The organism is Williamsia sp. 1138 (genome assembly GCF_002095435.2).
Taxonomy (GTDB): domain Bacteria; phylum Actinomycetota; class Actinomycetes; order Mycobacteriales; family Mycobacteriaceae; genus Williamsia.
On the sequence record NZ_MJEJ02000013.1, the window covers coordinates 1 to 20,564 of the forward strand.

General features: G+C 64.8%; 22 protein-coding genes, 1 tRNA gene and 1 other RNA gene. 7 read left to right on the top strand and 17 right to left on the bottom strand.

Features of this window, described 5'->3' with window-relative positions; genetic code table 11:
• The 4 genes from BH683_RS00525 to BH683_RS00540 form a co-directional block, all read right to left on the bottom strand.
• On the bottom strand, nt 1–578 hold a 578-nt coding region (locus BH683_RS00525), incomplete at its 3' end, for a DDE-type integrase/transposase/recombinase (RefSeq protein ID WP_143695939.1).
• A 5-nt stretch (nt 579–583) separates the two neighbouring features.
• Complete coding sequence (locus BH683_RS00530) at nt 584–1,060, bottom strand: hypothetical protein (protein ID WP_084834288.1); 477 nt, start codon at nt 1,058–1,060, stop codon at nt 584–586.
• 155 nt (nt 1,061–1,215) lie between these two features.
• Nucleotides 1,216–1,288: transfer RNA gene (locus tag BH683_RS00535), tRNA-Ala, on the bottom strand.
• Between the two features lie 102 nt (nt 1,289–1,390).
• Nucleotides 1,391–2,137 (bottom strand): thioredoxin domain-containing protein, encoded by a 747-nt coding sequence (locus BH683_RS00540; RefSeq protein ID WP_210405135.1) that lies wholly within the window; start codon nt 2,135–2,137, stop codon nt 1,391–1,393.
• 134 nt (nt 2,138–2,271) lie between these two features.
• On the opposite strand from BH683_RS00540, the gene BH683_RS00545 reads away from it, so the two are divergent.
• A complete protein-coding gene (locus BH683_RS00545; RefSeq protein ID WP_084834325.1) occupies nt 2,272–3,021 on the top strand; it encodes a VIT1/CCC1 transporter family protein in 750 nt (249 codons plus the stop codon).
• A 25-nt stretch (nt 3,022–3,046) separates the two neighbouring features.
• Here the strand turns inward: BH683_RS00545 and pgm are convergent, their stop codons facing one another.
• A complete protein-coding gene (pgm, locus tag BH683_RS00550; RefSeq protein WP_084834326.1) occupies nt 3,047–4,690 on the bottom strand; it encodes a phosphoglucomutase (alpha-D-glucose-1,6-bisphosphate-dependent) in 1,644 nt (547 codons plus the stop codon).
• Nucleotides 4,691–4,940: 250 nt separating this feature from the next.
• Here pgm and BH683_RS00555 point away from each other — a divergent pair, with 250 nt between their 5' ends.
• The 3 genes from BH683_RS00555 to BH683_RS00565 all read left to right on the top strand — a co-directional run bounded on the left by BH683_RS00555 (nt 4,941) and on the right by BH683_RS00565 (nt 8,082).
• Nucleotides 4,941–6,146, top strand: coding sequence for a lipase family protein (locus BH683_RS00555; protein WP_084834327.1), 1,206 nt, complete (start codon nt 4,941–4,943; stop codon nt 6,144–6,146).
• Nucleotides 6,140–6,724, top strand: coding sequence for an alpha/beta fold hydrolase (locus BH683_RS00560; RefSeq protein ID WP_084834328.1), 585 nt, complete (start codon nt 6,140–6,142; stop codon nt 6,722–6,724). The genes BH683_RS00555 and BH683_RS00560 overlap by 7 nt, the downstream gene beginning before the upstream one ends.
• A gap of 74 nt (nt 6,725–6,798) precedes the next feature.
• Entirely contained in the window at nt 6,799–8,082 is a 1,284-nt protein-coding gene (locus BH683_RS00565; RefSeq protein ID WP_246833126.1) for an alpha/beta hydrolase-fold protein, read from the top strand.
• Between the two features lie 125 nt (nt 8,083–8,207).
• On the opposite strand, the gene BH683_RS00570 is transcribed toward BH683_RS00565, so the two are convergent.
• From BH683_RS00570 to BH683_RS00620, 10 genes are all read right to left on the bottom strand, one after another.
• The gene (locus BH683_RS00570) at nt 8,208–9,053 is read right to left on the bottom strand and encodes an aldo/keto reductase (protein WP_084834360.1); all 846 of its coding nucleotides are present in this window, start codon (nt 9,051–9,053) and stop codon (nt 8,208–8,210) included.
• A gap of 163 nt (nt 9,054–9,216) precedes the next feature.
• Nucleotides 9,217–9,584: a transfer-messenger RNA gene (ssrA, locus tag BH683_RS00575) on the bottom strand.
• Nucleotides 9,585–9,941: 357 nt separating this feature from the next.
• Entirely contained in the window at nt 9,942–10,913 is a 972-nt protein-coding gene (locus BH683_RS00585; protein WP_084834330.1) for an alpha/beta hydrolase family protein, read from the bottom strand.
• Between the two features lie 101 nt (nt 10,914–11,014).
• Nucleotides 11,015–11,488, bottom strand: a complete 474-nt coding sequence (gene smpB / locus BH683_RS00590) for an SsrA-binding protein SmpB (protein ID WP_084834331.1) — start codon at nt 11,486–11,488, stop codon at nt 11,015–11,017.
• Nucleotides 11,489–11,582: 94 nt separating this feature from the next.
• Nucleotides 11,583–12,488, bottom strand: coding sequence for a permease-like cell division protein FtsX (gene ftsX / locus BH683_RS00595; RefSeq protein ID WP_084834332.1), 906 nt, complete (start codon nt 12,486–12,488; stop codon nt 11,583–11,585).
• A 53-nt stretch (nt 12,489–12,541) separates the two neighbouring features.
• Nucleotides 12,542–13,231: a cell division ATP-binding protein FtsE gene (ftsE, locus tag BH683_RS00600; protein ID WP_084834333.1), complete on the bottom strand. Its 690-nt coding sequence runs from the start codon at nt 13,229–13,231 to the stop codon at nt 12,542–12,544.
• Between the two features lie 54 nt (nt 13,232–13,285).
• Nucleotides 13,286–13,807, bottom strand: a complete 522-nt coding sequence (locus BH683_RS00605) for a hypothetical protein (protein WP_084834334.1) — start codon at nt 13,805–13,807, stop codon at nt 13,286–13,288.
• Nucleotides 13,804–14,721, bottom strand: coding sequence for a mechanosensitive ion channel family protein (locus BH683_RS00610; protein ID WP_084834335.1), 918 nt, complete (start codon nt 14,719–14,721; stop codon nt 13,804–13,806). Before BH683_RS00610 ends, BH683_RS00605 begins: the two co-directional genes overlap by 4 nt.
• 126 nt (nt 14,722–14,847) lie before the next feature.
• On the bottom strand, nt 14,848–15,960 hold the full coding sequence (prfB, locus tag BH683_RS00615) for a peptide chain release factor 2 (protein ID WP_084834361.1): 1,113 nt from the start codon (nt 15,958–15,960) through the stop codon (nt 14,848–14,850).
• Nucleotides 15,961–15,997: 37 nt separating this feature from the next.
• Nucleotides 15,998–16,405, bottom strand: coding sequence for a hypothetical protein (locus BH683_RS00620; RefSeq protein ID WP_210405136.1), 408 nt, complete (start codon nt 16,403–16,405; stop codon nt 15,998–16,000).
• Between the two features lie 78 nt (nt 16,406–16,483).
• On the opposite strand from BH683_RS00620, the gene hisN reads away from it, so the two are divergent.
• Both hisN and BH683_RS00630 read left to right on the top strand, forming a co-directional pair.
• On the top strand, nt 16,484–17,269 hold the full coding sequence (hisN, locus tag BH683_RS00625; RefSeq protein WP_084834336.1) for a histidinol-phosphatase: 786 nt from the start codon (nt 16,484–16,486) through the stop codon (nt 17,267–17,269).
• A 17-nt stretch (nt 17,270–17,286) separates the two neighbouring features.
• A complete protein-coding gene (locus BH683_RS00630; protein ID WP_084834337.1) occupies nt 17,287–17,949 on the top strand; it encodes an MBL fold metallo-hydrolase in 663 nt (220 codons plus the stop codon).
• Nucleotides 17,950–18,037: 88 nt separating this feature from the next.
• On the opposite strand, the gene BH683_RS00635 is transcribed toward BH683_RS00630, so the two are convergent.
• Both BH683_RS00635 and BH683_RS00640 read right to left on the bottom strand, forming a co-directional pair.
• Nucleotides 18,038–18,343 carry a DUF2752 domain-containing protein gene (locus BH683_RS00635; protein WP_168186933.1) on the bottom strand — a complete coding sequence of 102 codons (306 nt, stop codon included), beginning with the start codon at nt 18,341–18,343 and terminating at the stop codon, nt 18,038–18,040.
• Nucleotides 18,344–18,480: 137 nt separating this feature from the next.
• The gene (locus BH683_RS00640) at nt 18,481–18,900 is read right to left on the bottom strand and encodes an NINE protein (RefSeq protein ID WP_084834339.1); all 420 of its coding nucleotides are present in this window, start codon (nt 18,898–18,900) and stop codon (nt 18,481–18,483) included.
• A gap of 284 nt (nt 18,901–19,184) precedes the next feature.
• On the opposite strand from BH683_RS00640, the gene BH683_RS00645 reads away from it, so the two are divergent.
• Nucleotides 19,185–20,552 (top strand): acyl-CoA dehydrogenase family protein, encoded by a 1,368-nt coding sequence (locus BH683_RS00645; protein ID WP_084834340.1) that lies wholly within the window; start codon nt 19,185–19,187, stop codon nt 20,550–20,552.
• Nucleotides 20,553–20,564: the final 12 nt, after the last annotated feature.

A 20,564-nucleotide genomic window follows, 5' to 3' on the forward strand; every position in this document is an offset into this window, starting at 1 on the left:
GGGCCGTGCTCGGCGATGGCGGTGGTGAACATGTCGATCGCGGCGGGCTTGTTTTCGGTGTACTCGATGCGCCAGCAGACCGGGTGGCGGGAGAACACGTCGATCGCGAGGTAGAGCTTGTAGCGGTCGTCGTTGGTCGGGCCGTGCAGGTCGGTGATGTCCCAGGACCACAACTGACCCGGGCCGCTGGCATGAATGATTGGTTTGGATCGACTGTGGTTGCCGGGGCTGCTGTGGTGGCCGCGGCGGCGGTCACCGACCGTGCCGTAGCGCGCAGCGATCCGGTAGAACGTGCGTGGTGAGCAACCGATCTCACGCTTGTCGAAAGCGCGCCAATATGTTTGCTGCACAGACAGATCCGCGTATTCTTCACGGTTCAATATCTCGACAATGACCTCTTCTTCGGTGGCGGTCAGCGCAGCCGGCTGGAACCGCTGCGTGTGCGGCACCGGATCCTGGACCGGCTTGTAATGACGGTAACCGCGCTCGATCCGGTAGTAGGTCGAGCGAGCCAGACCGGTCAATGCGCATGCGGCTTTGACCCCGATCCAGGTGTGAGTGGCCAAGGCGGTGACCAACTCGGTCAGGAAAGATGATGTCGCTTGAGCCAGGCCTGGTACTGCTCGGCGCTCATCAACGCCGGTGGGATCTGCGGACCCTCGTCCTCGGTCGAGCTCTTGGTGATCCCGTCCAAGAGCTCGAAGGCTTTTCCCATGATCTCCAACGCCGCCTCGGACTGGGCGTTCTTCTTCTCCAACCGGGCGACTTTGGCGCGCAACCGGGCCAGCTCAGCGCGGTCTTGGCTGTCCATGCGGTCCCTCGTTTTGTCGGCGGCAGCGACCATCGAGTCACTGAACGCACCAGACTCGCGGGCCTCTAACCACTCTCGCACGGTCGCCCGAGTCAGGTTGTACTCACGCATCAACCGAGTCTTGGCGCCGCGTTGCACCGCCAGGTCCCAGCGCTGCAAAAACGCAACCCGGAACGCGATCGGGAACGACCGCCGCCCCTTCGCTGACCGTCCAATCGGGATATCGATCGGGGTATCCAACAAATCCATGTCACACTCCATCCCCACCACCCCTACCACACCTTGTGTCTTACGACCAGGATGGCAGAGAGGGTCGAACGTGTGCAAATGACCGAACCGTGTGCGTTTGTGTTGCGGAACGAAAAAACCGAGCCGCCACAGGGCGACTCGGTTCTTTTGTCGGGTGGAGCTAAGGGGACTCGAACCCCTGACCCCCACACTGCCAGTGTGGTGCGCTACCAGCTGCGCCATAGCCCCGTATTCGGTTTTCACACCCTGCCACGGCCACTTGCTCCGGCGCAGCGTGCTCGACCGAAATTACACCATCAGCGCGAGCCCGACCAAATCCGCTGTGCGATCTCAGCTGTTGTTCGAGCCGAGGATGTCGGCGACCCACTGCGGTCCTGACGTGGTGGCGACCTGCTTGCCATCCTGCAGCACGCTGGGCGTCCCCACCCGACCACCGGTGGCGTTGGCCAACTCCGCCTGTGACTGCTCGGCCGAATCCTCGGCAGCACGGACCTGGGTGCCGTCGCTGATGCACTGCTGAGTCGCCTCACTCGCGCCGACGTCCGCGGCGAACCCTGCGAGCGCGGCGTTGTCGTGGTCTTGGCCGCCCTCGGCCGGCTGTACCTGGAAGAGCTTCGAGTGGAATGCGAGCTGCACGTCCTGACTCTCGCCGTCGGCAACGCACTTCATCGCGCCGGCTGCCCGCGAGCTGTAGGTCCCCGACCCCGACTGCTTGTTCAAGAACGTCAACATGTGGTACCTGACCTGCAGCTGACCGCTGTTCACGGCGTCGGTGACAGCGGCACCCGACGACTGTTCCAGGTTGCGGCACGCGGGACACTGGAAGTCCTCGAACATGTCGATGGTGTGCGGGGCAGTGGCGCTGCCCACCGTGAAGGTCGCCGAGGTCGCCAGCACATCGGTGTCAGCCTCGCCGTTGCTGCGGCTGTTGTTCCACACGATCCCGCCGATCACCACCGCGGCAATCAGTACCACGGCCAGCCCGCCCAGGACGTAGGTCATGGTGCTCGACTGTTTGCGCGGCTGGTACTTCGAGGTGCTCGTCTTGGGTACCGGCTGCTTCTTCTTGTTACTCAATGTTTTTCCTTTGGAACACTTTCTTCCGCGACACCCGCACGGGGCGAGCACTTGTTTCCCACCTGCATCAGCGTAACGACGCACGCCTGAGAGAACTCTGAGCACTTGCTCCCACCGGGCGATAGCATCGCTGGATGCCGGCTCCGATACCGCCCGACGATGAGCCCCACCCACCCGATGAAGGCGTCGATGAAATCGGCCACACCCACGCCGATGTCGCGGGCGGGCGGCTGCGCGCGGCCACCTTCGGCGCGATGGATGGTCTGGTGACGAACATCAGTCTGGTCGCAGGCGTCGGGGCCTCGGGTGCGTCCGGGCAGACAATCATTCTCAGCGGGGTGTCCGGGCTGGTGGCAGGCGCCTTCTCGATGGCCCTCGGCGAGTACACCTCGGTGACGACCCAGAACGAGCAGGTCGACGCCGAGGTCGTGGTCGAGCGTCGCGAACTCGCGAAACACCCGCGGGCCGAACTCGACGAACTCATCGAACTGTTCGTCGACCTCGGGATGCGCGCGGACACCGCCGCAGCTGCAGCGGCAGAGATCCACCTCGACAGCGACAAGGCCGTCAACCTGCACCTGACGCACGAACTCGGCGTCGACCCCCAGGATCAGCCCTCGCCCATGGTGGCCGCGGTGTCGTCGTTCCTGATGTTCTCCCTTGGCGCGATCATTCCGCTGATCACTTATCTGCTCGGATTCGAATCCCTGTCCGCGGCGTTGCTCCTGGGCGCGGCAGGGCTGCTGCTGGCAGGCGGGCTCGCCGCCCGCTTCACGAATCAACCCATCTGGAAAGGCGCGCTCCGTCAGCTCGCATTCGGTGCGATCGCAGCCGGCGCAACCTATTTCGTCGGCTATCTCATCGGCGTTCCGGCAGCGGGTTGAGCACACCGCATCGGCATCCTCGCCGCTACGACCCCAATACCCCGTCCACCAAACTCTGCGCCTCGGCCTGCACCTTCGCCAGATGCTTTGGGCCGTTGAAGGATTCGGCGTAGATCTTGTAGACGTCCTCGGTGCCCGACGGACGCGCCGCAAACCAGGCGTTCTTCGTCGTCACCTTCAGTCCACCGATCTTCGCGCCGTTGCCCGGCGCCTCGGTGAGCGTCGCGGTGATCGGCTCTCCGGCCAATTCTGTAGCGGTGACCTGATCGGCTGACAGCTTCGCGAGCACCGCTTTCTGGGCACGGCTCGCCGGAGCGTCCGTGCGCGCATAGGACGGTGATCCACCGTGCTGCTCCGCGAGTTCGGCATACCGCTGCGACGGCGATTTACCGGTCACCGCAAGGATTTCCGACGCCAGCAACGCCATGATGATGCCGTCCTTGTCGGTGGTCCACACCGTGCCGTCGGTGCGCAGGAACGAGGCCCCCGCGCTCTCTTCCCCACCGAAGCCGATGGACCCGTCGAGCAGGCCCGGAACGAACCACTTGAAACCGACCGGCACCTCCACGAGGTCGCGGCCGATTCCCGAGACGACCCGGTCGATCATGGACGACGAGACCAATGTCTTGCCCACCGCGGCCGTGGGCGACCAGCCCTCGCGGTGCGTGAAGAGGTAGTCGATGGCGACGGCCAGGAAATGGTTCGGGTTCATCAGTCCCCCGTCGGGGGTCACGATGCCGTGCCGATCGGAGTCGGCGTCGTTGCCGGTTGCGATGTCGTAGCGGTCGCGGGCGCCGATCAGCGACGCCATCGCGTTCGGCGAGCTGCAGTCCATCCTGATCTTGCCGTCGGTATCGAGTGTCATGAACGAAAAGGCAGGATCCACAGTGGGATTGACCACCGTCAGATTCTCGAGGGTGTACCGGGCCCCGATCTCGGCCCAATAACCCACGGACGCACCCCCGAGCGGGTCTGCCCCGATCCGGATCCCCGCGTTGCGGATCACGGCGAGGTCCACGACGGAGGACAGATCGTCCACGTAGTTGGCGCCGAAGTCATAGGTGCCACAGAACTCGGACTTGCGTGCGCGCTCGTACGGGACTCGCTTGATGGCGTCGACGCCGGACCGAAGCAGTTCGTTCGCCCTGGCGGCGACCAGTGCGGTGATGTCGGTGTCGGCAGGACCGCCGTTGGGCGGGTTGTATTTGAAGCCACCGTCTCGCGGCGGGTTGTGCGACGGTGTGACGACGATGCCGTCGGCCTGGGCTCCCGAGCCACGGTTGTGCGTGAGAATCGCATGGCTGACCGCCGGTGTCGGGGTGAAGCGATCCTTGTTGTCCACCAGCACCCGGACCTCATTGGCCACCAGGACCTCGATCGCCGTCTGCCATGCGGGCAGCGACAAAGCGTGGGTGTCGCGGCCGATGAACAACGGACCGGTGATGCCTGCACCCGCGCGATACTCGACGATTGCCTGTGTGGTGGCGAGGATGTGGTTCTCGTTGAAGGCGTTGTCAAGGCTCGAGCCCCGGTGACCCGAGGTACCGAAAAGCACCTGCTGCATCGGGTTTTCCGGGTCTGGCGTGCCGGAGTAGTACGCGTCGATCACCGCCGACACATCGATCAGATCCTCGGGGAGAGCGACGGTACCCGCACGCGGGTGAGCCATTGGATTTCCTTCCGGTTGTCCCGTGATCACCGCTCGGCGACAACCACGGTCCTCGGCGACATTGACTGGACCACCTGAATTCTGCCATCGATCACTCTCGCTGTGTTGTCCGCGCCGAAATCCTCCCCGCCGGGCCGCTCGCCGGCAATTCGACCGTCGCCGATGTGGGTGCGGGTTACACTTCGACCCGAAACACCGCTCGTGTGTCCCGGGCGGAGGGTTCTTCGGTTGGGGTGACGGAGGATGATCGATGCGTGTTCGTAATTTGTCCGGTCGCCGGATTCTGGGGACTCTTGCGGCGGCGGCACTCAGTGCTGCCGCGGTCATCAGCTTCACCGCCGCACCCGTGGGCGCCGCCCCGTATCTTCCGGCCGGTGATGGAGACCCGTTCTATGCCGCGCCCGCCGATCTCGCCTCGGCGGTCAACGGCCAGGTCCTCAAGGTCCAGCCGGCCGCGAGTCCCTTTCCGGGATCGACCGCACAGAAGGTCCAGTTCCGTAGCACCAACTCCCAGGGTGAGCCCATCGCCGCGGTGACCACGGTGCTCGTACCGAACGGTGGCGCCCGGCACGATCTCCTGTCCTACCAGCCGTTCACCAACTCGCTCGGACTGCAGTGCGCCCCGTCGCACCAGCTGTTTCGCGGCGGCCTGCAGGAGCAGCAGTTGATCGGTCTGGCGCTGGCCCGCGGCGTTGCGGTCAACGTGCCCGATCACCTGGGCCCGACCAGCGCCTACGGCGCGGCCCGTCTCGGCGGCACGATCACCCTCGACTCGATCCGTGCGGTGCAGTCCGATCCCGGCTTCCGGGTCGGCAAGGTCCGCACAGCGCTGGCCGGGTACTCCGGCGGCGCGATGGCCAGCGCCTACGCCGCGGTGCTGGCCCCGACCTACGCCCCAGAACTGAACCTCGTCGGACTCTCGGCGGGCGGCACCCCGGTGAACCTCGAGGCGATCGCGCGCACCCTCGGCGTCAACCCCAACCCGCTCTTCGGTCTCGGCTTCGCCGCGTCGCTGGGCCTCGAACGCGAATACCCAAACGAACTCGCGCTGTCCGAGCAACTGAACCCTCGTGGTGTTGCCCTCGCCGATCAGATCCGTAACAGCTGCACCCAGCAGATCATCGACGCCGGAGCAAACCTGAAGATCGCCGACGTCGTCGGCGGCGGCAGCCTGTCCGATGATCAGGCGGGGGTCGACGCCCTCAACCGCAACAGCGTTCAGATGTACCCGGGAGCGCCACGGATTCCGGTGCTGCTCTACCAGGGCGCGAGCGATCAGCTGACCCCGACCGCACGCGTGCAGGCGACCGCGGCCAAGTGGTGCCGGCAGGGCACGCGGGTGCAGACGATCATCCTGCCCGGCGATCACGGCTCCACCATCGCCACGGGTGTGCCGTTCGCGCTGAATTACATCAATGACCGGTTGTCGGGGGCCGCCGCGCCCAGCACATGCTGATCCCGGGCCGAAAGCCTCGCGCGCTGGTGCTGGTGTTGCCCGGCGGAACAGATTCATCGCGCGAACCGTACAGCCGCAAGCAACCGGCGGCGTTGCGGATGTACCCGTTCACACTTTCCCTCATGGCTCTGCCCGGTGTTGTCGTGCATCAGGCGGCCTACGAGCTGTACGGGTGGAACGGTGAAGACGACAGTCCGATGGCCCCCACGCAGCGTGCCCTCGACGAGTTGTTGCAGGCGCACCCCGATGTTCCCGTGATCCTGGTCGGTCATTCGATGGGCGGACGGGTGGCGGCCCGGCTCGCGGCGGACAAGCGCGTGGCCGGGGTACTCGCACTGGCCCCCTGGTGGCAGTACGCGGACTGGCGGTACATCAACGTCGACGCGCGAGTGCTCGCGATGCACGGAACCGCTGACACCCGCACGTATCCGAAGCGCACCGCGAAGGGTGTTGCCGAGTTGCAGGAAGCCGGCGTCGACGCCACCTTCATTCCGATCGAGGACGGAAAGCACGCCATGCTCGACCATGTCTGGGCGTGGCACTCGACCGCGGTCCGATTTGTCCGAAGTTTCTTGTGAGACAACCGTTTTCTTCGGGTTCTCACACGCATATCCACAGCTGATCTACAGAATCGACGACCAGTCTCTAGCGAGTGAACCTTGCCGGGTTGCCGCTGTTCGGCGGCTGGTTCGTCCCGTCCCTGGAGTTGGCGGCCGCGGTCGCGATCCTCGCTGCCGTCCGGTGGCGTCACCGCCGAACGCGGCGGCTGTGGTTACCACTCGCCGCCGCGGCGGCAGTTGCCGCTTCGGCTGCGACCTATTGGGTCCTGAGCAGTCGAGATCTCGCCCCAGAGGCCGCGCCCTGGACGTTCTGGATCTGGTTGTCACTGACCGTCGGGCTGATGTTCCTGGTTCCCGCCGCGTGGATCGGAAACCACTGGTGGCGGCGGATCACGGGGATGGTTGCGGTCGGTCTGACCGTCGTCTGCCTGGGCCTCGCGGCGAATCAGTGGGCGGGTTTCTACCCCACCGCAGGGCGCGCGTGGCAGGGTCTGACGGCGCAGCCGCTGCCGGGTCAGATCTCGTTCGCGACGCTTTCCCATCTCCGCGGCAACCCGGAACCGGACGGAAAGATCGTCCCGCTGCGGACGTCCGACAGTGTCAGCAGGTTTCACCATCGGACCGAGTACGTCTATCTGCCACCTGTGTGGTTCGCGGGCGACGTCCCACCGCGCTTGCCGGCCGTCGTGATGATCGGCGGCGTCGTCACCACACCCGAAGATTGGGTACGTAGCGGCTCGGCCCTGCAGACGGTCCGCGACTATGCGGCGACGCACCACGGGCAGGCTCCGATACTGGTCTTCGTCGATCCGACGGGCAGTCTGTCGAATGACACCGAATGCGTGGACGGTCCTCACGGCAACGTCGACACCCACATCACGAAAGAGGTTCGTCCAGCGGTGATCTCGGAGTTCGGCGCTTCCGATCGGCCCGGGAGTTGGGCGGTCGCAGGATGGTCGATGGGCGGCACCTGCGCCATCGACCTGACGGTCGAACATCCCGATCTGTTCCGGACCTTTCTCGACGTCTCCGGGGATGTGGGCCCCAACCTGGGCGATCGGGCGCAGACCACGTCGACGCTGTTCGGTGGCCGGGCAGCTGACTGGGACCGCTTCGATCCGGCGACGGCCATGCGAAGGCACGGCCCGTACTGCGGAGTCGGCGGATGGTTTCAGTCCGAGGGTCACCGTCACCACGGATCAGGACTGACCTCGCCGCAGATCCGGGCTACTCAGACATTGTCGACAGTGGCCCACGAACAGGGCATCGACGTCGTCGTCCGGCCGGTGCCCGGACGGCACAACTGGCAGTTCGCCGGTCAGGCGTTCACCGATGCGCTTCCCTGGTTGATGGCACGGGTCGACGCGCCGAACTGACCAGAAAATCTGCTCCGGTTACAGCGATCCGCTCCGGTTCCAGGGCTCTGGAACCGGAGCGGATCACCACAAGTGGAGCAGATCGTGCCACGTGGTCTGGGGTGGCCGATGGGTTAGCCGATGGGTTAGCCGATGTAGTCGAACGTGTCGGGGTTGGGGCCGTTGCGGCCCTCTTCGCCCTTGTCGAGGGCGCTGATCGCCTCGACGGCGGCGTTGTCCAGTTCGAAGTCGAACAATGCGAAGTTCTCCTCGACCCGCTTCGGCGTGACCGACTTCGGGAAGATGATGTCGCCGCGCTGGATGTGCCACCGCAGGACGACCTGGGCTGTCGACTTGCCGACCTTGTCGGCGATCTCGGTGATCACCGGGTCGTCGAGGACTTTGCCCTGCGCGATGGGTGACCAGGCCTCGGTCGCGATGCCGTGGTCTTTGCCGTACCGGCGGGCGACCTCGTTGGTGAAATACGGATGCACCTCGATCTGGTTCACCGCAGGTACCAGCGACGTCTCGGCAGCAAGCCGGTCGAGATGGTCTGGCTGGAAGTTGGACACCCCAACCGACTTCGAGCGGCCATCTTTCGCGAACTCGATGAGGGTGTTCCAGGTCGACACGTAATCGCCGCCGTACTGCGTCGGCAGGGGCCAGTGGATCAGGAACAGGTCGATGTGGTCGAGCCCCAGGTCCTTCAGCGTGGTGTCGAAGGCCTTGCGGGCCGCATCGGGCTCGTGGAAGGTGTTGTTGAGTTTGCTGGTGACAAAGATCTCGTCACGCGGGATTCCCGACGCACGGATTCCCTCACCGACCTCTTTCTCGTTCCCGTACATCTGCGCGGTGTCGATGTGCCGGTAGCCCACTTCGAGGGCGGTCTTGACCGCTTCGGCGGTGTCCTTCGGCTCGATCTGGAAGACACCGAATCCGAGCTGCGGGATGGTGTTGCCGTCATTGAGAGTGATGTTCGGAACCTGGGTCATCGTCGTCCCTTCGTCTGATTTCTGCGCCACAGCGAACGGCTACACGGTGGCGGGGTCGTCGTTACCCAAGAGTCCAACAAGGCGCCGGGCCGCCGGTATTCCACGAGCGCGCTGGTCCAGACAGAGAAGCAGGCCAGAGCCGGTGGCTCTGGCCTGCTTCGAACGGTGGAGCTGCCGGGAATCGAACCCGGGTCCTTCGCCGTGTCAGTAGGGCTTCTCCGTGTGCAGTTCGCTAAGTCTCTACTCGGATCTCTCAGTCACGCGAACAAGCTGAGATGACGATCCCAGTCGCTGTTTGATGTCCCATTGCGGTCCGCGACCGCCCGCAACGGTTAGCTCTCTGAATGATGCCGGTACCCGGGGCGAGAGCTCACCCGGGCCGACAGACCAGCCGTCGCTTAGGCAGCGAGGGCGTAGTCGCGCTGATTTTTGTCGGCGCTTAATTGTTTGCTATGACGCTTACGGTGGTCTCTAGCCTGCACCGACACGCTTCCCCTACCTAGACGCACGCAGTCGAAACCGTTCAGCCCCTTGGTAGCACCCCGCCGTTGTTCGCGACGGGACAATTCAGTGTAACAAGAGTCGACGACAAGTCATTCCTATTTACCTCCCGCTTCACTGATCGGGCTCCACAGTGGCCTCGCACCCGCGCCGAGCGGGCCTCTTCGCTCACCGAGCGGGCCTCTTCGCTCACCGTGCGGGCCTTTTCAGTCGCCGAGCGGGCCTCAGATGTATCGACCTTGACGGCAAGGGCACGATCGGCGACCAGAAGAGCACAGTCGACGACCAGAAGGGCACGATCGGCGACCAGAAGAGCACGATCGACGTCCGGAAGGGCACGATCGGCGACGGAAAGGGCACGATCGGCGTCCGGGAACTGCCGCAGGATCAGGCCCCGATCGCCGGGCCGATGACACGCCAGCTGTCGCGCATCTGCTGTTCGAACGAACCCCAGGTGTGCGCTCCGGTCGGGAACACCTTGTAGGTGTGTCCGATGCCGGCCGAACGCAGAGCGCCCGCCATCTGATCGGTGCACTGCCGCGTGATCACCTCGACCTGGGCCGGCCCGAAGAACAGCGGGACCGCCGCGGGGCCCGGTGCCGCGCTCGGCAGACCGGTGGCAGCAGAAATGTATATCGCTTTACCGCGCAGCCGGTTCGGGTGCAACGTCGCGTCGTGCCAGGCCCAGGCCGGATCACCGGGTGGCCCGTACATTGCGAGCGGATTGGCGCCTCCCGACGCCACCGTCGCCGAGACCGCCGCAGTCCCGAGTGGACTGCCGATGGCAGGACAGCCGCTGTACGACGCGACAGCCCGGTAGACGTCGGGTGCCTGGCCGGCCAGGTCGAGTGCCGGTCCCCCACTCATCGACAGTCCGGCGATCGCATTCGCGCCGTTCGACTTCAGTTCGGGGGCCAGCGCGGCAGGCAATTCCCGCGTCAGATAGGTCTGCCACTTGTTGATTCCGGTCACGAGATCGGGGCCACGCCAGTCGGCGTACCAGCTGTATTTACCCCCGAGCGGCGAGACGACGTTGACGCGTTTGCCCGCGAAGAACCCTTCGTAGTTGGTGTAGTTCACCCAACTGTCACCCTCGGTCCCGCCCCCTTTGCCGTTGAGGAGATAGAACGTCGGCGCGCCGGCAGAGTTGCCGGCCGGGCGTAGGACCTGATTCGGGATGACCCGATTCATCGAAGGCGAATACACGTAGATGATCGACAACCGATCGGTGATCTGCTTGCTACCGGTCACGGCCGGCGCGGATGCCGCTGGACCCACGCCCTGGCACAACGCGGCCACCACCGCCACCACACCGACACATGCCGTCAACCCTCGCGAGATACCGCCCCGAATGCTCATCAGGGGTCAGTGCAGTCGACCGTCCTTCGCGATGCAAACCTCAATCCCGGCGCGACACCAGGTCGATACCAAACCCTGACCCCGCCGATACTGCGCAGCGGTCAGCGCATCCCCTTGACGCGGCGACCGAGCTCTCGGGTGACTTCCCGCTCAGCGTCGCGCTTGGCCAGGTCGTGGCGCTTGTCGTGGTCCTGCTTGCCTCGGGCGAGCGCGAGTTCCACCTTCACCTTGCCGTCGTTGAAGTACATCGACAAGGGCACGAGCGTGAGGTTGCCGTCGCGGATCTTGCCGACCAGGCCGTCGATCTCCTTGCGGTGCAGCAACAACTTTCGGTTGCGGCGTGGCGCGTGGTTGGTCCACGACCCGTTGCCGTACTCGGGGATGTGCAGTCCGCGCAGCCAGATCTCGCCGTTGTCGACGGTCGCGAACGCGTCGACCAGCGACGCTTTGCCGTCACGCAGACTCTTGACCTCGGTCCCGACCAGTGCGACACCGGCCTCGTAGGTGTCGAGGATGGCATAGTTGTGCCGCGCCTTACGGTTCGTCGCAATCGCCTTGCGGCCCTTTTCCTTCATCGATTCTCACCTACTCTCGCCGGGTATCCGCCGGATTTCTCGTGTCTGATGGCCCCGCAACACTACACAGGCCGGGGCCGCGGCGTCGCCCCGATTATTCGCGGACGTAGAACCGGAGCGTCGCGTACGCCGTGATGCTGGACAGCCCCACGCCGATGATGATCAGCCACGGGGCGACGAACAGCACGTCCGAGACGCCGATCTTCGCCAGGATGTTCACACCGTAGAGATCCTGCAGGGCACGATCGAAGAACAACGCCTTGGCACCGAATAGTCCCGCGATGGCCAGGACCGAACCGACCACGGTCGCGATCACCGCCTCGAGCAGGAAGGGCAGCTGGGTGTACCAGCGGGTGGCGCCCACCAGGCGCATGATCCCCACCTCGGTCCGCCGTGTGTACGCGGCGACCTGAACGGTGTTGGCAATCAACAGCACCGCAGCGAACACCAGTACGAGCGCGATGGCGAACGCCGCATTGCGCGCACCGTCGAGGACGCTGAAGATTCGTTTGACGAGTTCGCGCTGGTCCAGCACGCTGTCCACCCCGTCCGCGGTCCGGAACGTGTCGAGGACGACGCCGAACTGGTCCGGGTCGGACATCCGCACCTTGAACGACGCGGGCAGGGTGTCTTCCCTGACCAGTGCCGCGATGTCCGGGTTGTTGGCGAACGTCTTGGTCGTGGCGTCGCGGTAGGCCTGCGCGCGGTTGATGTACTGCACCGACTCGACCCCTGTGGTCCCCTCGATGTCGGTCCGGAGCGTGGCGCAGGGCGCCGACTTGCAGTCGGGGTCGGCGTCGGTCACCGGATCGGAGATGAAGATCTGCATCTCCACACGATCGAGGAAGATGTCCTGGGTCTTGTCGGCCATCTGCACCACCAGCAGACCGGCGCCGAACATGCCGAGGGTGATGGCTGTGGTGATGATCATCGCCACCGTCATGGTGACGTTGCGGCGCAGTCCGTTCAGGACTTCGCTCAGTATGAAACTCGCGCGCATCGGAGTTCGGGTGTCCTCCCGGTCGGGACTACAGAAGAAGTGGAATGGTGGGCTCAGCCGCCGAGGCCGTAGACGCCGTGGGCGTCGTCGCGGGTCAGGCGACCGTTGCTGAACTCGAGAACTCTCCGCCGCATGGAGTCGACGATCTGACGATCGTGCGTGGCCATCACGACGGTGGTACCCCGACGGTTCACGCGGTCGAGGACCTCGACGATCTCCCGGCTGGTGTCGGGGTCGAGGTTTCCGGTGGGCTCGTCGGCCAACAAGAGCAGCGGCCGGTTCGCGATCGCCCTCGCGATGGCCACGCGCTGCATCTCGCCGCCGGAGAGTTCGTACGGCATCCGGTCCGCCTTGCCCGACAGTCCCACGTAGTCGAGGACCTCGGGCACCACCTTGGAGACCGTGTTGCGCGGTTTGCCGATCACCTCGAGGGCGAACGCCACGTTCTCGGCCACCGACTTCTGCTGGAGCAGCCGGAAGTCCTGGAAGACACATCCGATCGACTGCCGCAGCTTGGGGACCTTACGGCCCGGCAGCTTGTTGACGTGGAAGTCGCCCACGTAGACGTCACCGGAGGTCGGCTTGTCCTCTTTCAGGAGCAACCGGAAGAAGGTTGACTTGCCCGAACCCGAGGGCCCGATGAGGAATGCGAAATCGCCTTTGTCGACGTCGAGAGACAGATCCCGCAGTGCGGGCCGGGTCGATGCCTTGTACTGCATCGTCACATTGTTGACGCTGATCACGGTCGCCCAGTGTAGCCACGAATACTTGCCGCGCCCCTCAGACTTGCCGCCCGGTCAGGGCGCAATGCTGATCGTCGGCAGCTCAGGGAGCCGGAACCCGCCGCCCGGGGTGGTGGTCGTGGTAGTCGGCGCCTCCGAACTCGAGCTCGACGACTCCTCGCCGGTCGGCGGGACCGTGGTGGACGGGGTGACGGTTGTCGACGGCGTGGACGTCTCGGTGGGCTCTTCCTCGACCGGCTCAGGTGTGGTGGTTCGTGGTGCCTGAACCTGCGAGATCTGATTCTGCCGGTTCTCTTGGTCGAGGTTGGCGTAGTGATCCGACCGCTGGCCGTAGAGGAACAGTGCGGCGATGAACAACACCACCAGCGCCGCGGTGGTCGTCCGAACCCGGCCACGGAAAATCCGCCGGGGTATGCGCTCCCAGAGGGTCTTCTTGTGGCTGTTCGCGGGTCCTTCGGTGTCCGCCGGGGCCGTCGAAGGTGCTTCCGGCGTCGTGGATCGCCGGGTCACGGGTTGCGGGGTCACTGGTTGCGGGGTCACGTTCTTGTCGATGTTCTCACCGGTGCCATCGCTCATCGGCTTCCCTCCTCAGCGGCTGCCGGCGCGACGGAGTCGGTCTCGATGGCCGTACCCGGCGCGAGCGCAATGCCCGCCCGGCCGAAGGCCCTGACGATTCTGGCGCGCAGGTCTCGGCTGACCTCGAACTGTTTGCCCGGCAGCGTCCTGGCCACGATCCGCACCGTCATGGTGTCGACCTCGATGTCGGTGACACCCATGGCCGTGGGTTCGTCGAGCAGCAGGTTGCGGGTGCGGGAGTCGGTGAATGCCTGGTGGCCGATCTGGGCGATCAACTCGTTGACCCGGGCCATGTCGGCGCCGATCGGCAGCGGGATGTCGACCACGGAGCGGGCCCAGTCCTTGGACAGGTTGATGGCCTTGACGATCTGGCCGTTCGGGATGGTGATCATCTCGCCATCCGCCGAGCGCAGTTTAGTGATGCGCAACGTCACGTCTTCGACGGTGCCCTCGGCGGGTTCGGCCGCACCGGTGATCGCCAACGACACCACGTCACCGAACCCGTATTGCTTCTCGGTGATGATGAAGAAGCCCGACAGCAGATCCTGGACGATGCGCTGGGCACCGAATCCCAGGGCGGCACCCAGCACGGTCGCGGGCGCCACGAAACCGGTGATCGGAACGCCCAGCTCTCGCACGATGCTGAATCCCGCGATGATGTACACGATCGCGATTGCCACCCAGGCGATGACCTGGGCGACGGAGTGCCGGTGTTTGATCGCCTCCGACCGCACGAGTGCATCGGATTCGGTGAACTGCGAATCGATCTTGGTGGTGATCCGGCCGACCATCCACTGGACGAAGCGGGTGGCCAACAAGGCGCCGACGACCCACAACAGGATGGTGAGGCCCTGCAGCGAGAGCCATCGGATCAGGCGGTCCGAGCCGGCGGGCCCGGACGGGGCCGCCGTCACGAACGCGACTACATCATGAAACAAGCGATTTACTCCTCCGGTGTGGTGCCGCGGCCCTACTGGTCAGGTCGAACTCCGCTGCGGTGGAAAAATCAGGGCCGGCTCGAAGCTCGGGCCCGACACGGCCTAGGCCGTTTGCGCCATCCTCCAACGGATCCCAGATTCGATGAATCCGTCGATGTCGCCGTCGAGGACGGCTGTGGGGTTGTTGACCTCGAACTCGGTCCGAAGGTCTTTGACCATTTGGTAGGGATGCAGCACGTACGACCGCATCTGGTTGCCCCAGCTGGATCCGCCATCACCTTTGAGGGCGTCCATCTCCGCGCGTTCTTCTTTTCGTTTGCGCTCGAGCAACTTGGCCTGCAGAACCCGCATTGCCGCGGCCTTGTTCTGCAGCTGGCTCTTTTCGTTCTGACAGGTCACCACGATACCGGTCGGAATGTGGGTGAGTCGCACAGCGGAGTCCGTGGTGTTCACGGACTGACCACCGGGACCTGATGAACGGTAGACGTCAACGCGCAGTTCGTTTTCCGCGATGTCGATATGATCTGTGGTTTCCACCACAGGCAGTACCTCGACCTCGGCGAACGACGTCTGACGGCGGCCCTGGTTGTCGAAGGGACTGATCCGGACGAGCCGGTGGGTGCCCATCTCGATCGAGAGGGTGCCGTACATGTACGGCCCCTTGACGGCGAACGTCGCAGACTTCAGGCCCGCCTCTTCGGCGTACGACGTGTCGTAGACCTCGACTTTGTAGTCATGCTTCTCGGCCCACCGGATGTACATGCGCATCAGCATCTCGGCCCAGTCCGCGGCGTCGACCCCACCGGCGCCCGACCGGATGTTGACCAGGGCATCGCGGTGATCGTATTCACCGGCGAGCATGGTCTTGACCTCCATCGCCTCGATGTCGGTGCGCAAAGAGACACGTTCGGCGTCGGCGTCGGCCATGGCCTCTGTGCGAGAGGCGCCTTCTTCGGATTCGGCCAGCTCGTACAGCAGCGGGAGGTCCTCGAGGCGCTGGCGCAGTTCGGCGACCCGGCGCAGTTCGGTCTGCGCGTGCGACAGCTCACTGGTCACCTGCTGAGCATGTTCCTGGTTGTTCCACAGCTCGGGATCGGCGGCCTGATGTTCGAGCTCATCGATCCGTCGCCGAAGCTCCTCGAGGTCGAGGACCTTCTCCACGGTGGTGAGGGTCGAATCGAGGGCGTCGATGTCTGCTGAGGCGTCTGGATGCACGATCACTCAGGGTACCGGTCCGGCAGCGCCATACCTATCAGTCCTTACGCAGGTTGGGTCCGGCCTGGCCAGGATCGTGGCCGATGGGCCCGGCGAGCTCCCAGCTCGTCTCGGCCTTACCCGGCTTGTAGGTCACCGAGATCTCGTCGCCGACCGACGGCCAGCTCATCGACAACGGCACCACGAAACGCCCGTACACGGCGGTGGGTGCGGTGTCGGGTCCGATGATCGTGCCCGAGACCGTGCAGAAGACTTGATGGTTCTTGTCGCCTTCGACGGGCTGATCGGACACCCCGGTGAGTGTCAAGGTGCCCGGAACGCGATTGGAGAATCTCGGATCACCGGGCCTGCCACCTGCAGTCTCACCCGACCGGGAGCGGCGCCACTGGATCAGGAACGCCGCGAGTACAGCGGCGAACATCACGATGAGAATGATCTCGACCATGTTCCAAGGCTAACCGGACATGACGGGTGAAGACGCGGGGCGATCGAGCGACCTCGCGGCCAAGTAGCGTGGCGTTTCATGACCGAACCCCGCGACCTGCAGATCGCGCTGGCGCTGGCAGACGCCGCCGACGCCATCACCACCGCCCGTTTCGGCGCCCTCGACCTGATCGTCGACTCCAAACCCGACCTCACCCCCGTCTCGGACGCCGACCTGGCCGTCGAGACGCGGTTGCGTGAGTTGATAGCCCAGGAGTGCCCGGGCGACGACGTCCTCGGAGAAGAGTTCGGCGGCGACGTCGCGCTGACGGGGCGCCAATGGGTGATCGACCCGATCGACGGCACCAAGAACTTCGTCCGCGGGGTCCCGGTCTGGGCGACCCTCATAGCCCTGCTGGTCGACGGCGTTCCGCAGACCGGGTTCGTCAGCGCGCCGGCGTTGGGCCGGCGCTGGTGGGCCTCGGCAGGCGAAGGGGCGTTCGCCCAGGGACCAGACGCCGCCGTGCGTCCGATCCGCGTCTCCAAGGTGTCGGAGGTGTCATCAGCGAGCCTGGCGTTCTCGAGCCTGTCCGGTTGGCGCGATCGCGGCGTCCGCGACGAGTTCATCGACCTCACCGACCAGGTCTGGCGGGTGCGCGGATACGGCGATTTCTACAACTACTGCCTCGTCGCCGAGGGCGCAGTCGACATCGCCGCAGAGCCCGAGGTTTCTCTGTGGGATCTGGCCCCGCTCGACATCCTGGTCCGCGAAGCCGGCGGGTCGTTCACCGCGCTCGACGGTAACGCCGGCCCCCACGGCGGTAGTGCGGTCGCAACCAACGGAGCCCTGCACGCAACTGTTCTCTCCGCGCTGCGTCCCGCCTGAGGCGCATACTTGAGGCCATGCAGATCACACACTTCGGCCATTCCTGCATCCTCGTCGAGTTGAACGGCACCCGTGTGCTTTTCGATCCGGGCAACTTCTCACACGGCTTCACCGGCGTGACCGGACTCGACGCGATCCTCATCACCCATCAGCACCCCGACCACGTGGACGTCGCAACGCTGCCCGATCTCGTGGCAGGCAACCCCGAGGCGGTTCTCTACGCCGACCCGCAGACGACGCGTCAGCTCAACGACGACGATGTCGCAGGAACGTGGACGGCTGCCCAGCCAGGCGACGAGTTCACCATCGGTGGCATCAATACCAGGATCGCCGGCGGCACCCATGCCGTGATCCATCCGGACATCCCCACCATCGACAACGTCGCCTATCTCCTCGGAGATGAGAGCAATCCGGCGCAATTGATGCATCCCGGTGACTCGTTGTTCGTTCCGGAGGAGAAGGTCGATGTGCTCGCGATGCCGACGATGGCCCCGTGGATGAAGATCAGTGAGGCCATCGACTACCTGCGCGCGGTGAAACCGCGCCTGAGCTTTCCGATCCACAACGCCCTGTTGGCGGAGGCCGGACTCAAGATGCACTATGGGCGCTTCTCGGAGATGAGCGATGAGTCGACCGAGTTCCTGGTCCTGCCGGATCAGGACGCCCTTGAGGTCACCTAGCAACTTTCTTGAGATCGTCCGATTGAGGGGTCGCCGAGGGAAATATGCCCTTTGCACCCTCGGAATCGGACGATCTCGGGGCCGAACGTCAGGCGATGTCGGGGAACACTCCGCCGCCGACCAGGTGGTCGATCACCCTGGCGATGCCGTAGAGCACCCAGATCACCACCACCGCGATGACAACCGGGTGGCGAAACAACCGAGCAATCGGCGCGGCCGGCTTTCGGCGTGTGGTGAGAATGCCCACCGCGACCACGAACAGGATCGTGGCGACAAAACTGATGGGCCCGAAGATGTTGTACGAGAAAGCTCCCGCGAAGTCTCCGTGAGCGGAGGCAACCCAGCTACGGGTGAGGCCGCAACCCGGGCATGGCAGGCCCGTGATCAATCGCATCGGGCACATGGTGGGGCCGGACGTACTGAGGGACGGTGTCACCGCGAAGGCCGTGACGACGGCGCCGACGCCAAAACCGGCGGCAATCCGAATCGAGCTCTCGGATTGCCGCCGGTTCGGCAGAGTCGACGGGGACGTCACTTCAGAGGAACACCATTCGAGTCGGGGAGCTTGCGCATCGCAATCAACACGATATCGATCAGCGTCCAGATGCCCAGACCGCCGCAGGTCAGGAGCTTGGCAACTCCCAGGCCGGTGTAGCCGAGGTAGAAGCGGTCGATGCCGAAGCCGCCGACGAACACCGACAGCAGGAGCGCAGTGAGCCATTCCTTGTCGGAGAACAGGCCGGGGACCTGCGAGACCGGGAACCAGTTGCTCGCCTGCGTCCGCACCTGGGTCTCGGGCTTGACCTGACCGGACCGGACCAACCCGGCCAGGTCCTGGTAACCCATGGGCCCCTGTTCCTGGCCGAGCAATGAGACGAAGAAAGTGTCGTTGTGCGGGCCACCCTGCGGCTGGAGAGGCTGGGCCGGGTACCCGGGGGGAGGTGTTGTCATGCAGAGGACGATATGGCACAACCACGGTGATCGGCGGGTCCTGGAAGAAATACTGATCATTTGAATGACGTGTTCCGAATCGCCCGCCTGAACTGGGACGACAGAAGATTTCTGCGGCTACCGAGTTGCAGTCTGCACCGATTGCCCGAGCGTTCGTACGGCGATGCGTGACAAAGGACCTTACTCGTGAGTAAGATAGTTCTTACCGCCGAGTAAGATCGGCATGCCCGGCCCAGCCGGGCACCTGGAACTGGCCGCATATCGCACGAGACAAGCTGGTGAGAATGAGTACTCATACCGAACCCCGCGACACATCCGCAGTTGGCAAGAACCCGCACCGACGCAGCGCGATCGGTACCGCGATGCGGGTGTTGACCACGGTCACCGGTTCGGAGTTCGCCGACAAGTACAAGCTCCGCGAACCTCTGAACCGCATCGCCTACGAGGGCACCAAGACCGGCTTCAAGACGATCGGCGCCGCGAACCGCGCCTTCGCGTCGGCCCAGGGTGGCGGCAACGCCAAACGGCTCACCACCACCCCCAAGAACTACTTCAACCTGTTCCCGGACGACGAACAGAAGATGATCGCGGACACGGTTCGCGAGTTCGCAACCGAGATCCTGCGGCCCGCGGCCCACGACGCCGATGCGGCTGCAGCTGCACCTGCCGAAATCCTCACCCGCAGCGCGGAACTGGGGATCACCATGATCAACGTCCCCGAGGAGTTCGACGGCGCCGCCACCGAGCGTGGCGTGGTCACCAACTCGTTGGTTGCCGAGGCCATGGCGTACGGCGACATGGGACTCGCCCTGCCCCTGCTCGCACCGAGCGGTGTGGCGACGACGCTGACCCAGTTCGGCAGCGATGCACAGCAGAAGACCTACCTGCCCGACTACGCGGGCGAGAACGTCCCGCAGTCGGCTGTCGTCATCGCCGAGCCGCGAGCACTGTTCGACGCGATGACGCTGCAGACCAAGGCAACTCGGGTGCCCAGCGGTTACCGGCTCAACGGCGTCAAGTCGTTCGTGCCCGCCGCCGGATCGTCCGAGCTGTTCATCATCGGTGCCCAACTGGACGGGCGCCCCGCTCTCTTCATCGTGGAGTCGAGCACCAAGGGCCTGGTCGTCGAAGCCGATCCCGGTATGGGCGTGCGCGCCGCCGGCATGGGACGCCTCCTTCTCACCGACGTCACAGTGCCGTCGAATGCGCTGCTGGGCGAGCAAGAAGGCGACGCGGCTTTCTCCGCCTACCGTGACGTGGTGCGGCTCGCCCGCCTCGGCTGGTCATCGCTCGCTGTCGGCACCGCCCATGCAGTGCTCGACTACGTCATCCCCTATGTCAACGAGCGGGTGGCGTTCGGCGAACCCATCTCCAACCGCCAGGCCGTCGCTTTCATGGTGGCCAACATGGCCACCGAACTGGACTCGATCCGGTTGGTCACCTTGCGCGGTGCTGCCCGCGCAGAACAGGGACTGTCCTTCGCCCGCGAGGCGGCTCTGGCCCGCAAGCTCACAGCCGACAAGGGCATGCAGATCGGTTCTGACGGAGTGCAATTGCTCGGTGGACACGGTTTCACGAAAGAGCATCCCGTCGAGCGCTGGTTCCGCGATCTACGCGGCGCCGCGATCGGCGAGGGCATCGTCGTCCTCTAGTTGACCTGACCA

Coding starts and splice junctions, on each gene's coding strand:
- BH683_RS00605 (WP_084834334.1), bottom strand. CDS start 13,807: ATGAGCGATGGCACCGGTGAGAACATCGACAAGAACGTGACCCCGCAA.
- BH683_RS00545 (WP_084834325.1), top strand. CDS start 2,272: ATGCCGGCTCCGATACCGCCCGACGATGAGCCCCACCCACCCGATGAA.
- BH683_RS00620 (WP_210405136.1), bottom strand. CDS start 16,405: ATGGTCGAGATCATTCTCATCGTGATGTTCGCCGCTGTACTCGCGGCG.
- hisN (WP_084834336.1), top strand. CDS start 16,484: ATGACCGAACCCCGCGACCTGCAGATCGCGCTGGCGCTGGCAGACGCC.
- BH683_RS00630 (WP_084834337.1), top strand. CDS start 17,287: ATGCAGATCACACACTTCGGCCATTCCTGCATCCTCGTCGAGTTGAAC.
- BH683_RS00570 (WP_084834360.1), bottom strand. CDS start 9,053: ATGACCCAGGTTCCGAACATCACTCTCAATGACGGCAACACCATCCCG.
- BH683_RS00585 (WP_084834330.1), bottom strand. CDS start 10,913: ATGAGCATTCGGGGCGGTATCTCGCGAGGGTTGACGGCATGTGTCGGT.
- BH683_RS00555 (WP_084834327.1), top strand. CDS start 4,941: ATGCGTGTTCGTAATTTGTCCGGTCGCCGGATTCTGGGGACTCTTGCG.
- smpB (WP_084834331.1), bottom strand. CDS start 11,488: ATGAAGGAAAAGGGCCGCAAGGCGATTGCGACGAACCGTAAGGCGCGG.
- pgm (WP_084834326.1), bottom strand. CDS start 4,690: ATGGCTCACCCGCGTGCGGGTACCGTCGCTCTCCCCGAGGATCTGATC.
- ftsX (WP_084834332.1), bottom strand. CDS start 12,488: ATGCGCGCGAGTTTCATACTGAGCGAAGTCCTGAACGGACTGCGCCGC.
- BH683_RS00560 (WP_084834328.1), top strand. CDS start 6,140: ATGCTGATCCCGGGCCGAAAGCCTCGCGCGCTGGTGCTGGTGTTGCCC.
- BH683_RS00645 (WP_084834340.1), top strand. CDS start 19,185: ATGAGTACTCATACCGAACCCCGCGACACATCCGCAGTTGGCAAGAAC.
- BH683_RS00530 (WP_084834288.1), bottom strand. CDS start 1,060: ATGGATTTGTTGGATACCCCGATCGATATCCCGATTGGACGGTCAGCG.
- BH683_RS00635 (WP_168186933.1), bottom strand. CDS start 18,343: ATGCGATTGATCACGGGCCTGCCATGCCCGGGTTGCGGCCTCACCCGT.
- BH683_RS00640 (WP_084834339.1), bottom strand. CDS start 18,900: ATGACAACACCTCCCCCCGGGTACCCGGCCCAGCCTCTCCAGCCGCAG.